The 13,377-nt window shown below is 59.9% G+C and carries 12 protein-coding genes and 5 pseudogenes; 9 read left to right on the forward strand and 8 right to left on the reverse strand.

The window, feature by feature from the left end; genetic code table 11:
* Positions 1-323: 323 nt before the first annotated feature.
* Positions 324-692 (forward strand): annotated as a pseudogene (locus J6595_RS19375) (chemotaxis protein CheB); the annotation flags it as partial.
* A gap of 26 nt (positions 693-718) precedes the next feature.
* Here J6595_RS19375 and J6595_RS19380 read toward each other — a convergent pair.
* A pseudogene (locus J6595_RS19380) lies at positions 719-1,124 on the reverse strand (transposase); the annotation flags it as partial.
* A gap of 64 nt (positions 1,125-1,188) precedes the next feature.
* Between J6595_RS19380 and J6595_RS19385 the strand changes: the two are divergent.
* Positions 1,189-1,323, forward strand: a pseudogene (locus J6595_RS19385) (AraC family transcriptional regulator); the annotation flags it as partial.
* A 225-nt stretch (positions 1,324-1,548) separates the two neighbouring features.
* Here J6595_RS19385 and J6595_RS19390 read toward each other — a convergent pair.
* Positions 1,549-2,010, reverse strand: a complete 462-nt coding sequence (locus J6595_RS19390; RefSeq protein WP_209596831.1) for an Lrp/AsnC family transcriptional regulator — start codon at positions 2,008-2,010, stop codon at positions 1,549-1,551.
* A gap of 109 nt (positions 2,011-2,119) precedes the next feature.
* On the opposite strand from J6595_RS19390, the gene J6595_RS19395 reads away from it, so the two are divergent.
* The 3 genes from J6595_RS19395 to J6595_RS19405 are packed head-to-tail and all read left to right on the forward strand — an operon-like array spanning position 2,120 to position 4,661.
* Positions 2,120-2,512 carry a DUF2000 domain-containing protein gene (locus J6595_RS19395; protein WP_209596833.1) on the forward strand — a complete coding sequence of 131 codons (393 nt, stop codon included), beginning with the start codon at positions 2,120-2,122 and terminating at the stop codon, positions 2,510-2,512.
* Positions 2,513-2,517: 5 nt separating this feature from the next.
* Positions 2,518-3,771: an MFS transporter gene (locus J6595_RS19400; RefSeq protein ID WP_209596835.1), complete on the forward strand. Its 1,254-nt coding sequence runs from the start codon at positions 2,518-2,520 to the stop codon at positions 3,769-3,771.
* A 47-nt stretch (positions 3,772-3,818) separates the two neighbouring features.
* Entirely contained in the window at positions 3,819-4,661 is an 843-nt protein-coding gene (locus J6595_RS19405) for a hypothetical protein (RefSeq protein WP_245198870.1), read from the forward strand.
* Positions 4,662-4,730: 69 nt separating this feature from the next.
* On the opposite strand, the gene J6595_RS19410 is transcribed toward J6595_RS19405, so the two are convergent.
* Positions 4,731-5,105 (reverse strand): winged helix-turn-helix transcriptional regulator, encoded by a 375-nt coding sequence (locus J6595_RS19410; RefSeq protein ID WP_209596839.1) that lies wholly within the window; start codon positions 5,103-5,105, stop codon positions 4,731-4,733.
* Between the two features lie 84 nt (positions 5,106-5,189).
* Here J6595_RS19410 and J6595_RS19415 point away from each other — a divergent pair, with 84 nt between their 5' ends.
* Positions 5,190-6,122 carry an NADP-dependent oxidoreductase gene (locus J6595_RS19415; RefSeq protein ID WP_209596840.1) on the forward strand — a complete coding sequence of 311 codons (933 nt, stop codon included), beginning with the start codon at positions 5,190-5,192 and terminating at the stop codon, positions 6,120-6,122.
* Between the two features lie 144 nt (positions 6,123-6,266).
* Here the strand turns inward: J6595_RS19415 and J6595_RS22985 are convergent.
* Both J6595_RS22985 and J6595_RS19420 read right to left on the reverse strand, forming a co-directional pair.
* Positions 6,267-6,380 (reverse strand): annotated as a pseudogene (locus J6595_RS22985) (ketosteroid isomerase); the annotation flags it as partial.
* 189 nt (positions 6,381-6,569) lie between these two features.
* Positions 6,570-7,322, reverse strand: a pseudogene (locus tag J6595_RS19420) (IS6 family transposase).
* Between the two features lie 117 nt (positions 7,323-7,439).
* Here J6595_RS19420 and J6595_RS19425 point away from each other — a divergent pair.
* From J6595_RS19425 to J6595_RS19435, 3 genes are all read left to right on the forward strand, one after another.
* On the forward strand, positions 7,440-7,673 hold the full coding sequence (locus tag J6595_RS19425; RefSeq protein WP_209596842.1) for a hypothetical protein: 234 nt from the start codon (positions 7,440-7,442) through the stop codon (positions 7,671-7,673).
* 194 nt (positions 7,674-7,867) lie between these two features.
* Entirely contained in the window at positions 7,868-10,249 is a 2,382-nt protein-coding gene (locus J6595_RS19430; RefSeq protein WP_209596844.1) for a PAS domain-containing protein, read from the forward strand.
* Positions 10,242-10,625 carry a response regulator gene (locus tag J6595_RS19435; protein WP_209596846.1) on the forward strand — a complete coding sequence of 128 codons (384 nt, stop codon included), beginning with the start codon at positions 10,242-10,244 and terminating at the stop codon, positions 10,623-10,625. The genes J6595_RS19430 and J6595_RS19435 overlap by 8 nt, the downstream gene beginning before the upstream one ends.
* Before the next feature lie 217 nt (positions 10,626-10,842).
* Here the strand turns inward: J6595_RS19435 and J6595_RS19440 are convergent, their stop codons facing one another.
* From J6595_RS19440 to J6595_RS19450, 3 genes are all read right to left on the reverse strand, one after another.
* A complete protein-coding gene (locus J6595_RS19440; protein ID WP_209596848.1) occupies positions 10,843-11,994 on the reverse strand; it encodes an MFS transporter in 1,152 nt (383 codons plus the stop codon).
* Complete coding sequence (locus J6595_RS19445) at positions 11,991-12,515, reverse strand: TetR/AcrR family transcriptional regulator (RefSeq protein WP_209596850.1); 525 nt, start codon at positions 12,513-12,515, stop codon at positions 11,991-11,993. Before J6595_RS19445 ends, J6595_RS19440 begins: the two co-directional genes overlap by 4 nt.
* A gap of 161 nt (positions 12,516-12,676) precedes the next feature.
* Entirely contained in the window at positions 12,677-13,003 is a 327-nt protein-coding gene (locus J6595_RS19450) for a hypothetical protein (RefSeq protein ID WP_209596852.1), read from the reverse strand.
* Positions 13,004-13,377: the final 374 nt, after the last annotated feature.

Consider the following 13,377-nt stretch of genomic DNA (forward strand, 5'->3'; position numbering starts at 1 on the left):
GGTAACCGCTACCCTGGCCCCTTCGGCAAAACGCGCAAGCGACGTCTGTAGACTTCCCGACAATGGAGTTCCTTTCTAGATTTCTGGTCTAGGATGGAAACCGAAATCGACCGGTCAAGCAGAACCGGGCAACTCGGCCACGACCTTTTGTCGCCACGAGATGCGACATAGGGACTGCCGTAACGGGTTGTTACTATTTGGCTTAGCCTCTAGACTCGCGATTCATTAACGAAAGGATCAGCAGGTTGGACGCACAGGCCGGGGTCGCGGTCCCCGTCATTGGCGTCGGCGCTTCGGCGGGCGGCCTCGAGGCGATCCGCGAAATGTTGAACGCGGCTGGACCGGAGACGCATTTTGCGATCGTGATCGTCCAGCATCTCGATCCGACGCACGAAAGCCTCCTCGCCGAGCTTCTCGCGCGTCATACGACGATGCCAGTCAGGCAGGTCGAAGGCGGCGAGCTCGTGCGTCCGGGCGAGGTTCACGTCATCCCGCCTGGTCACAAGCTTGAGATCCGAGGCGGACGGCTTGAGCTGACCGAATTCATTCAACCCCGAGGACTACGTCGGCCCATCGACGACTTCTTCGAGAGCCTTGCTCGCGATCAGGGCTCAAACGCGGCCTGCGTCATCCTGTCGGGGACGGGGGCCGACGGCACCAAGGGTCTGCGTGCCATTAAGGAACACGGCGGCCTTTGCATCGCGCAGGACCCTGACACTGCGAAGTACGGCGGTATGCCGGTCTCAGCAGTCGTCTTCACGGTATGGCTGTCGATGACGCCGGCGCTTGGGCTCGCCTCTCGCCGTTCCAGGTCACGGGCAGCGGTGACGAGGACGGCATTGATCGCTCGAAGCAGGCCGGTATCGCGAAAGGCATGGAAATAACGCTGCACGGTCGAGCGCGGCGGGAAATCCGACGGCAAAAAGGCTCCAGGCGCAACCGCCCGAAGCAAGATACAGGATCGCGTTCATCCCCTCCCGCAAGTCGGTTGTTCGCGAGCGGCCGATCCGTTTGACCGCTGGAAGAAGCGGTTCGATCACCGCCCATTCGCGATCGGTCAGGTCGCTGGAATACCGAGCATTGTTGCGAGCATAGTCGCGGCGAGCAATTTCAGTCCAAGGCATCGGTGGCTCCATCTCGTTCAGCGACAAAACGGAATCACAACCTGCTGAAATCGCTCAACTCATTTCGGGCCGGGCTCTCAGCGTTGCGACGACAGTTGGCTATGAAAGCGCGTCCCAGTTTTCTCGCGAGTATCGTCGCTTCTTCGGTGCACCGCCCCATCGCGATGGGAATGCGCGCAGGATTGCGGGGCTATGTTGATGGCACGTATGCCGCTCCTAAACGTCACAGTTGCGCTGGACATGGCAGTGCAGCCTCAGGATTGTGTTCGGGCCCATGTGCAGCACCGGCCGCGCTGCGTAACATCAACACGATTGTGAGCTGAACTCTCGGTCAACCCGACGCCCCATATGTGCCAAACCTGCTGGCGACGAATAGGTACCATTGACCTGCAGACGTCTGGATCAAGGGTGTCGGGCCTGATGGTTAATTGCCAGTGACGGACAAGAAGCTTGCTCGCCGACTCAAATAAATAACCGAGGACCGGATATCGGCAATTTCCTCCCGTCGTGCCAGGTCAAGCACAAAATTCCGAAGCGCGTCTGTCGACGCGACTGCGACATGCGCAATGAGATCCGCCGCACCTGTGACCATGTAAATGGCGACGACATCCGGCAGATCGGCCACGTCGTCACAAAATCGGGACGCATCCGGTAGCGCTTGTGGCTTAATTTTGATTGAGACGTGAGCCTCAACGCCACGCCCGATCTTCTTGAGATCAACGGCTGCATGAAACCCGGAAATTACTCCCTGTGCCTCAAGCACGTTGACGCGCGCGAGGCAAGTCGACTCAGCGATCCCCAGTTCACGCGCCAGCTGTCGGTTCGTCAGCCGAGCATCCTTTTGTAAACGCTGCAATATCGTTTGATCAATTTCGTCAAAAGCCATTTGGAACACTCCATAATCGAATTAAATTCGATTTTTGACACGTAATACAAAATATGAAACATTTTTCTCGATTTTTTTCCGATATAGGTACGGTTTTGTGACGGATAAAATGATCATAGTCGTCGATGCCGAGCTTCAGCGGGGGGTTGCTGCGAACATTATCGGGCTCCTCGGCATAAGCATCGGCCATCATGTGCCTGGCATTGTCGGTCCTAATGTCGTTGATGCGAATGGTGCCACCCATGTGGGGATGAGCACTGTTGGGTTGCCTGTTCTGGTGGCGGATTGCGAAACCCTGCAGTCGATCTACGCACAGGCACGCGAGGCCAAAGAACTGATTGTTCTCGACGTGTCAGATATCGCGATCGCATCACGAGACTACACCGCCTATACAAGCGCTCTCCAAGATCCAAACAAGACCTGCCACGCCCTCGGTCTGGCGATCCATGGACCGCGCGCACAAGTGGATAGGGTGACGGGTTGGCTGGGCTTGCTGAAATGAGCGCAATGTCCGACGCCGGCGTCGTTCGTTATCCGCTTTTGGCCGGACGCTCCTTGGCCTTGGTCGCGATCACCCTGTCGGCGCTGAACCTCCGTTCAGCCGTGACGTCTGTTTCGCCATTGCTTCTAGAGATTGGGACGGATCTAGGGTTTGGTTTGGAGGCCATCGGCATCATCGGCATGTTGCCGCCTGCCTGTTTTGCGCTGTTCGGGGTGGCTACGCCATATGTCGTCAGACGTTTTGGGTTGGAGCAGGCCGCACTTATAGGCTTGGCAGTCACGTCGGCTGGCGTTCTGCTTCGGTCCGTTGCTGGGAACCCCGCCGAATTCATCGCGTTTTCGGGGGGCGCGCTGGGCGGCATGGGGATCGTCGGTGTCGTGATGCCTCCGCTCGTGCGCCAATATTTTTCCGACCGCCTGTCGCTCGTTAGCACAATCTATCTAATAGCACTGCATCTCGGCGCACTCGTTCCGCCTCTTGTGATTGTGCCGCTGGCAAACGCAGTCGGATGGCGATATGCGATCGCTCTCTGGGCAATGCTCGCGATACTGTCTGCCGCGATGTGGGCCATGGCTCGACAGAGGCCCGCAACAAAGGCCGGCAAGTCCCTCGCATCGACAGGCGCACCGGCGGCGGTAGGCGTCCTGCCGAAACAAGTCTGGCGCTCACCTACGGTGTGGAATCTGACAATTCTGTTCGGGATGACATCGTGGAATGTCTTCATCCTGTTCACCTGGCTGCCAACGCTTGTCCTCGATGCCGGCTATGCTGCTTCGTTCGGTGGAGCAATGGTGTCACTGCTTATCACGACAAGCATGGTGATCGGCATCTTCGCGCCGTCGCTGACGATTAAGTTGCGCAATCCGACCGCAATTGTCTTCGGCTGCGCAGTTCTCTACGCCGTCGGTTATGGTGGACTGGCGCTTGCGCCGCAGACAGCCATGGTGGCCTGGGTCATACTATTGGGCATCGGGTCGAGCCTGTTCATCGTCGCCACAACGATGATCAACACGCACAGCCGTACCCCCTTAGGCTCAGCGGTCACCTCTTCCTTCGTCCAAGGGATCGGCGGAGGGATCGCTGTCCTCGGCCCCCTCACCTTCGGACTCATCCACAGTTGGACCGGCACGTGGGGCGCTTCCTACGGTCTTGTTGCAGTATCGCTTGCCATTATTGGAATCTGCGGCTTTCGCGCGCGCCACCATGGCACCCTCGAAGACGACATCGAACGATATGCGGCACACGAGGGAAACGCATGACATCACCTTTCTCCTCAACGGTAGCGTTTGGACGATCCGCAATAGTCTTGGCGGTTTTCCTGCAGGCACTCGGCAAAGTCGTTTACGGGACATGGCTTGGAGCCGTCCCGTCCAACTTATTCGTGTTTCTAAGTTTTGCTTTGACGGCGGCATTCTTCTTTGTGGTATCCGGTCGGGGGGTGGGCGAGCGGGCCTGGGGGCCGCTTCTCCTCCTGAATGTCGCCACTGCGGTGACCTTCATCGCCTTCTTTTATGCCTTGAAACTCATTGAACCCGCGATCGTTGGAGCGGTCGACATTGGTGTCGGGCCGATCCTCGTCGTTCTGATCACGCTCGCGATCACCGGCCGACGTCCCACCGGTCTCAGGGTCATTGTATGCCTGGGAATTCTAATTGGGTGTGCCATTCTCGTGCTGGCCGCCTTACGAGGAACCCGGTTCGCGTCATCAGGCGTGCAAGCCTGGCTCGGACTCGGAGCTAGCCTCGTCGCCGGCGTCGGCGCGGTCTTCATCACAATGTCATCGCGCACGCTCCTCGGTCGAGGGTGGACGTTTGGGGCGGTTCTGGCCCACCGCTTTTACCTAATATTAGTGGTCTCATCGCGGTTAGCGTTCGGTAGTGGCCAAGACGCCGTCTCGTGGACAGGAGGGCTCGTCGCAATGATTCTTGCTGTGTCCGCCATAGGCGTGCTGGCCCCGCTCTACCTGCTTCAGATCGGGGTCGGTCGCTGCGATCCCTATACCGTCATGGTGACGATGGCGGCGCAGCCGATGCTAACGCTTTGCATAGAGGTCTTCTCACCCGTCTACGCTTGGTCTTCGCTGACCGCGCTCGGCGTCGCGATTATCTCGGGTTTTCTTATCCTGGACGTCGCAGCCGGAAGACGATGAGAGATCTGTGTATCACCAACAGCTTTTGACGCCAACGGCAAGCCCGCAATTCTGCGCCATCGCGGCTGGTTAAGATCGATGAACGCTATCGTAAAGTCGACGATTTTCCTCGATCGTGTCGAGGTTCCCGACAACCCACATGGCAAGCTGCCGCACTGGCTCGGATAGAGCGTGTCCCAGATCGGTTAACGCATATTCGACCTGTGGCGGCGTGGACGGTGTCACCGTTCGCGAAACCATCCCGTCCCGCTCGAGCATTCTCAGCGTCCGCGTCAGCATTTGTTGGGATATGCCACCCACGTGACGCTTCAGTTCGTTAAACCGCCAAGGATGCTCGCGCAAAGAGACGATAACCTGCATTGTCCATTTGTCCCCAACGCGACTCAATACGGCGCTGACCCGGTGGCAATCGGTATCAGGCGCGATGGGGCTGGTCATAGTCATATGGCTTGGTCCTAGAAAGATGCGTTCTTAGCGGACTGTCAATAGTCGCGCATATGGAGCTGGTCATCAATTTGGACCGAAAGAATGCAGCGTATTCAATATCGTCAATATGGTGGGCCCGATGCCATGCGTCTTGAGACCTACACACCTCCACTACCTCGTCGTGGGGAGATCCGCATACGGGTCAAGGCGGCATCAGTAAATCCGCTGGACTGGCAATTGCGGCAGGGTTTCATGAAATTCGTCATGGGCAATCACTTTCCACGCGGAATGGGCATGGACCTGGCGGGCATCGTCGAAGCTATCGGTCCCGAAGTGAAGGTGTTCTCCGTCGGCGACGAAGTTTTGGGGCAGACGCCCATGAACAATCAGAATGCCTTTTCCGAGTTGGCAGTGACCAAAGCAGATCTAGTCATACCAAAGCCATGCTCGCTGAGCTTCACGGCGGCTGCCGCGCTTCCAAGCGTCGGGTTGATAGCCTGGCGGGCCCTGGTTGTCGTTGCCGAACTGAAGGAAGGACAATCGGTTCTGATAAACGGCGCTAGCGGCGGTGTCGGGCAAGCGGCGCTGGCGATCGCCGAAACAGTGGGATGCGTCGTTTCGGCCCGCGTCGGCACGACTTCAATGCGCGAAATGGAAAACCGTGGACTGGCTTTCGTGCTTGACTACAATCAGCCCATCCCCACTCATCTTCGACACAGTTTCGACGTTGTTCTGGATTGTCATGGTAGCCTGACGGCCAAGGAGGAAGAGAGCCTGATCAGATCAGGAGGCTTCGCAGTCGACATCGTTCCGAACGTCGGAAATCTCTTGAGATCGCTGATTTCGCCGAAACATCGCTTTGCCCGTGGCGCGCCAAGCAATGATATCCTGCTTAAAGTCGCTGACCTGGCCGTGGCGGGGAAATTTCCTTTGCCCGTAGGCCGCACCGCGCATCTGTTCGATGCTATTGCCATGATCCGCGATCTGGAGGCAGGAAAACGTGTGGCTGGTAAGGCGGTCATTGTGATGGATTGAATTCAGCCACCTGCCGCCTCGGTCCGTCGCGAACCTATTATGCGGCTTCGGAACCGCCGCGCGGTCCGGTTGCTGCATCAGGACAGAGGCTGCGTTGTAGCAGTGGAACGAAACCACCTTTCCGTCCTTCATGCGAAAGACGTCGCAGCAGGGGACATCGATCGACTTCCCGGTCGCCGGGATGGTGCCTTGAGGTGTCAGCAGCGCTCCGTCGTGCGTGCCGCGAATAGCAAGTTCGACGACGACGGTATCACCCATCGCATGTATGTCGAAAATTTCCCGGTGAATGTCCAAAAAAAATGTCGGCTATGCCGCTCGCGACGAAGGCGATGTTCTCGCCGCGAAACTCCACGCCTGCCGGAATATTCCGTACGTAGCCGCCGTCAAAAAACGGGCGTGTCGCAACTTCGAGCGAAGAGTGCGGAGCCCCTGTCTCACTTGGATGCTTCAGACTTTGTTAACTTTTTGAAGTCCGAAGATCTGCGCGACGAGATCATTCTGGCTGTGAACCGTCCATTCGCCCGTGAAGCCGAAGCCCTTCTTCAGCCACAGCATCGCTTCGAACCCTTTGATCGATCGACGCGCCGTACTGAATGAACGGAAGCCGCCGATCCTCGGCATTGCCCTTTTCACTCGGAAATGATCACTCTCGATCCCTTGCTGGAGATGCTTGGTGACATGATGGACGGGATCGGGCACCATCAGCCCATCCTCGACGGCGGATCGGATCGCGCCAGGGAATGTACCGGCGCCATCGGTGCCGATCGTCGTCGGCGACAAAAGCGGCTCGTCCTCCAGCATCTTGCGGAAGAACCGCCTGGCCGCGTCGGCGTCGCGCTTGGCTGTCAGAAGGAAGTCGACAGCGTTGCCGTGCTTGTCGATCGCGCGGTACAGATATCGCCACTGGCCGCGGATCTTCACATACGTTTCGTCGATCCGAATTGAGCCGCAATGGGGCTTGCGAAACCTGCGCAACCGCTTTCCGATCAGCGGTGCGTAGGCCAAAACCCAGCGATTGATCGTCGAATGATCGACCGCAAAGCCGCGCTCTGCGAACATCACTTCGAGGTCTCGGTAGCTCAACGGATAGCGCAGATACCACGTCACTGCCTAAAGGATCAGCCAGGGCTCGAACTGCCGGCTTTTGAAGTCGTCCGTCGACTGCCGTTTCAGCTTCTCGGCGATCGCGTTCAGCATCATGACAAAACTCTCCGTCAATGAGAGCCGACAAAATCCGCGAACACGGTCACCAAAGCGTTAAACTGAAAAGTTTGCGACACGCCCGACGGCCGAGGGCGCCTGATCCGAAAATCGTCGATGCCCGATCCTCGCTCGGCTTCCTTCGAGCTGCCAGTGACGACGACGCTGGTCCGCATTGCCTGCGCCCATCTCGACCAGGACACAGCCAACAACGGCGATACCAACCTCGCCGCGCTCTGCCAGCGCTGCCATCTCGAGCATGACCGCCCCTGGAACATGGAAAAGCGCCGCCTGACGGTGCGCCTGCGGCGCGCGATCGGCGACCTCTTCACAGGTCCATATCGGCGGTAATGAAATGGCGGGGATGGGTGGGAAGTCGACGGTCCGTTTTCAGACGGTATGAACTCGAACATGCCGTTGAGATCGATACGTCTTCCCCCCAAACGACCGAACTTGTAACGCCAACTCCTTCGATGCAAAGCTTCCTGACCGCAAGTGCTCGTCCCGCATGAGCGATCAACGACCCATTCCGCCGAGTACTGCCCATGACCAAGCCTGACGAGGCGGCACAAAACGCTGAGATTGCCGAACTCCAACAACCTGCGCCGCAGACCGATGCGGCCATGGCGGACGCGGAGCGTGTGCAGCTCGCCCTGGCTGCCGGCGCGATCATCGGCACTTGGTTTTGGGACATCGTCGCCGATCGGTTCATGATCGACGAGGCGTTCGCGAACGCCTTCGGCCTCGACCCGGGGCTTGGTCGCGAGGGCATCCCGCTCGCCCAGATTGTCGCCACCGTCCATCCTGATGACCAGGCGGGGCTTGCGGCGGCTATCGACGAGGCTGTCCAGCGCGGCGGGGCCTACGCGCACCAGTACCGGGTTCGACGACACGACGGCCGCTACCATTGGTTAGAGGCGAACGGGCGCGTCGAGCACGGTCCGGACGGCACGCCGCTGCGCTTTCCCGGCGTCTTGATCGACGTCGCGGCCAAACGTCTGGAGCGTATCTATAACGAATTCGGCGAGCGCCTTCGCACGTTGGATGACCCGAGCGAGATGGCGCTCCTGGCGTCCGAGACGGTCGGCGTCGCGCTGGACCTGTCGCGCGTGGCCTATGGCGAAATGGATGCGGCCGGTCGGCACGTGGTGATACACCAGGACTGGCTAGCGCCAGATCAGGCGAGCCTCGCCGGCACGCACGACTTCGAGATCTACGGCACCTATATCGAAGCGCTGCGCGGCGGCGAGGACGTCGTCATCGACGACGTCGCGAAGGATCCTCGAACTGCCGATAAAGCGCCGAACTTCCGGTCGATCGGGGTGCGGTCCCTTGCCAACCTGCCGCTTATGGATCGCGGGTATCTTAGGGTCGTGCTCTGTCTTCATCATGAAGAGCGACATGCCTGGGCCGCGCATGAGATTTTGTTCGCCCGGCGCATGATGGACCGCACAGAGGTCGAGATCGCCCGCCGCGCTGCCGAGCACAAGCTTCGCGACCTAAACGCGGATCTGGAGCGGCAGGTCGCGGCGCAGGCCGCCGAGCGTGACCGCATCTGGCAGGCCAGCGGCGACATGCTTGGGGTTGCTGACGATCAAGGTGTCTGGCTCTCGATCAACCCCGCCTGGACGCGTACACTGGGCTGGCGACAGGATGAGATCGTCGGGCGCACCTCGCAGTGGATGGAGCACCCCGACGATGTCGCCCGGACACGTGCGGAAATCATCCATTTGGCAGCGGGCCAGCAGACGTTCGAGTTCGAGAACCGCTTTCTTTCCAGGGATCGGGGCTTCCGGACGCTCTCGTGGACCGCGGTGCCCGAGAATGGCCTCCTCTACTGCGTTGCCCGCGACGTCACCGACGAGCGGACGCAGGCCGCGGCCGCCGCCGAGCAGACGGCCGCGCAGGAACGGACTTGGCGCTTCAGCCCCGACCTCCTATCGGTCATCGACATGGAGAGTACCCTTTTCGAACGGGTCAACCCGGCCTGGACCGCAGCGCTCGGCTGGCGGTCTGACGAGATCGAGGGGTGCTCCTACCAGGACTTCGTCCACGCGGACGACATGGCGGCGAGCCTGGCGGCCTTCGAACGAGTGCGCGGCGGCAGCCCGGTGCTGCGCTTCGAGAACCGTTACCGCACCACGGCGGGCGGCTGGTGCCAACTTTCATGGGTCGCCTTCCCGGATGGGGACAAGCTTTATTGCCGTGCCCGCGACATCACCGCCGAGACCGAGCAGGCCGAGGCCTTGGTCGACGCCAACGAGCTGATCGCTGCCAAGGAGCGAGCCGAACAACAGCAGCGCGAACTCCAGAACGAGATGGCGCACCGCATTAAGAATACGCTCTCCATGGTCAAAGCCATCATCTCGCAGACCATGCGGCACGCCGATACCAAGGAGGAGGCAGCCGTCACGATCGACCAGCGGATCGGCGCACTGTCGAGCGCGCAGGATCTCCTACGCCAGACAACCTATGCCAGCGCAAGTATTCACGAGGTCGTGCGCGGTGGGCTGAAGGTTCACCTGGAGAGTGACGACCGCGTAACGGTCGATGGCGTCCACCTCGATCTCCCCTCGCAGGCCGCTCTCGGCCTGTCCCTAGCGATCCACGAACTGGCCACCAACGCGGCAAAGTACGGCGCCCTGTCGAACGAGACGGGGCATGTCCGCATCTCATGGCGGTACGAGGCGGACGGTGCCTTCCACTTCGAATGGCGTGAGGAGGATGGCCCCGAAGTCGTTGAGCCTGCGCGTCGCGGCTTCGGATCGCGGCTGACCAACCAGATCGTCCCTTCCTACTTTAATGGCAGCGGGGAAACCGCGTTCACGCCGGACGGCCTGTCCTATGTCCTTGATGGGACGCTGCCGACGGAAACGTCTCCTTCGCCGGAACCAAGCCGTCAGCGCCCTGTTCCAGATCATGGATGACATCGTGACAGCCAAGTGCGTGCTAATCGTCGAGGACGAGCCTCTGCTCCGTTTCGATGCAATTGACATGGTGGCGGACGAGGGCTTTGCGGTTTGCGACGCCTCAAACGCGGACCAGGCATTGGTGATCCTAGATACGCGCGACGATATCGGCATTCTGTTCACCGACATTGACATGCCGGGCGAGATGGACGGTCTCGATCTGGCACGTACGGTGCGCAAGCATTGGCCGCACATCGCTATCATCATCGTGTCTGGGCACACCCAACTCGCCGATGCCGGCGTGCCGAACGGGGGCGTGTACTTCTCCAAACCCTACCTTCGGGCGACCATCTTGAAGGCGCTACATCAGGCGAATGCACGGACGGGAGACTGAGGTAGCGAGTCCTACAAGTCACTGTCGATGTCCGTTTCGGTATGGTGTCAAATCCGGTTGTTGGTCTGCAAAGGGTCGGAATCGGCCGATCTTACGATCTGCAACAGAATTGTCAATTCTGTTTCAGATTCGGACGAATAGGCGAACGGCGGGTTTCGACCCAAATAAGACATACAGAGATCGCAAGGCGGATGTCTGCTTCGGAGAGCGGATGCCCTCATCTGCGAATATGCTGAGCCGAAGGGGTCGACGTCGCGCGTCGGGCTTGGAACACTCCCGCAAGGAGCGCGCAACCTGCAAAACCGATGACGGCTGGCCCCAATCCCGGTCCCTGCATTACCAGACCAAAGATCGGTGCGCCCACCGACTGGCCAACGGCGATGGTCAGGAACCCGATCATCAGTCCGGTCGCAGGACGATCCGGCAAAGCGCGAACGCCCCAGATCAGATAGACGCCTGTCAGCATGACGTAGGCGGCACCGAAGAACGCTCCACCGACCAAAGCGACAGCGGGTATCGTCGGACCGGAGCCGACTGCGAGGATACCTGCCGACATCATCGCCAGGAACGCCCAATGGATACGATCTATTCCGAACCGTGCGACAAGGCTCCCGGCCCACGCCCCGGCGATGCCGCCTGCACCGATGCAACTCCACAAGACGCCGGTTCCCGTCGGTCCCCACCCGAAACGCCCCGCGACGATCTGCCCGCCGAAGGACCAGAGCGCCGTACTCGCAACGCCCATAAGGAAGGATGCGGCGATCAGTCGAAGAACGGGGCCGGTCATCGGCGGGAGGCCACCCATACCCTTCTTGCTCGCCGCATTCGGGAGGGAAAAGATCGTAGCAAAAGCCAGAACGACCGCCACGGCGGTGAAGATGCCAAACGCCAGACGCCATTGGCCTGCCATCGCTAGGGCGATCGGACCCGAAACGGCGACACCAGCGCTAGTCCCGGCGTTGATTACGGTATTGGTGATGTCCTGCCTCTTCTCACGGACCGCTGCGGCAACCGCCGCCGCCATAGGGGGGGAGGCGAGCCCGGTGCTAGATCCGGCGACAAGCACGGCGACAGCGAGGATCGCAGAACTCGGCGCGAACGCGATCCCTGCCATCCCGATCGCGGCAACGATCGCTGCGGCCGTTGCGACTGACCGTGCCCCGATCCGTTCCGTCAGGGTCGCCGAGATGATGATGGCGATGCAATAGCCAGCGAAGGAGCCGCCGGAGATGATGCCACTGATAGAGGGTCCGAGCGTCAGATCGCTATCGATCTGCGGCAGGAACAGCCCGAAGGCGAACCGGGCGAAGCCGTAGCAGACGGCAATGAGACCGAAGCCGACGGCACCGATCCGAAAAGCCGGACTCACGAACGCGCCCTTTCGGTAAGGGTCGACGCAGCTTTTCGCGCGGCGCGCACGGCGTCAGCGCCTCGATAGACCGCAGCATGGGCTGCACCCTCGAAGAGGACGAGCACCTGTTCGGCAAGGTCTGGATCTTCCCGGCCGAGATCCGCTGCCACGATCCGGGCAACCTGATCCTGAAACGCCGTCTTATGCGCGCGAACGGCTTCGGCAATCTCAGGCGCGTCGCCTCCCGTCTCGGCTGCGGCACGGAGGAACAAACATCCTCTCGTTCCCTCGATCCGGATCCAATCGTCGAGAGCGGCGAAAAGCGCATCGACGCTGCGCACGCGAAGCCGGGCCATGAACCTCCGGTCTCGCTCGCTTAGAACGCGTTCCATCAGTTGGGTCTTGCTGCCGGCATGTTTGTAGAGCGTCCGGCTCGACATGCCGGCAGCCGCGGTCAACCGATCCATGCCAGTGGCCACAAAACCGTATCGATCGAAGAGCCGTTCTGCCGCAGCAATAAGCTTGTCAGTGGTGTCCATGATTCAACATTCCTGTTCGTTCATGAACCATGATGTAAAACGATCGTTTTACATTTCAAGCTGACCGACCCTTACGGCGGCTTCTTCTTTGACAGCTGTCGTTACCGAACGGTCCCGCAAATGGCCGGTTTCCACCCGTCCCAGCCATTCCATAATGGGCCTTATCCAGCCAAACGCCGCCACCACGGTCGAGCTTTCATTTCATCAACAATGGCCTTGAGGTCAGAGATCTGTTTGTCGCCGGCCATCTGTGTGTCGCGCAGCTGATCCTGAAAAGCTTTTTCGCGCTGCTCCATTTCGGCGAGATGGTCGCTTTTGAGGCTATCGAGCTGCTGCACCAGATGGGTGATTTCTGATTGAGCTATGGCCGCGTCTTTCTCAGTCGCGGCCTTTTGAACCTCGACCTGGGCTTTGGCTCGCTCGGCCTCAATCAGGCGGTCCGTGAGTTCTTCCACGCGTCCTGAAAGATCCTGTACCACTTCAGCCAACGTTTTTAACTCGTTGGGATCCCCACGATTATCGTCGTGGGGGGACCCACCCGTTGGGGTGTGGGGAGGTGATTGTGGGGTGGGCCAACACGACATCTGCTTCCCCTCCCCACGTGGGGGGGGTGGAAGGGTAACAGACCCAACGCTCAATTCAGAGACCGGAAGCTCGACCCTCACCGGATCGCTTGGGTGGTTGGATGGCAGTGTCCGCCACAAGCCCTTGCTGACCCGGCGCTTCACTTTCAAACGCGCGCCTTCGATGGAGATGCCATGCGCTTCGGCTATCTCTCGGATTGTCGCGACAATAAGATCATTGTTCTCGGGCATGCGGGGGGCCCCCACGGCTTGGTTCGTTGGGGGGAGAACGCACTGAT

This window comes from Jiella mangrovi, assembly GCF_017815135.1.
Classification (GTDB): domain Bacteria; phylum Pseudomonadota; class Alphaproteobacteria; order Rhizobiales; family Rhizobiaceae; genus Jiella; species Jiella mangrovi.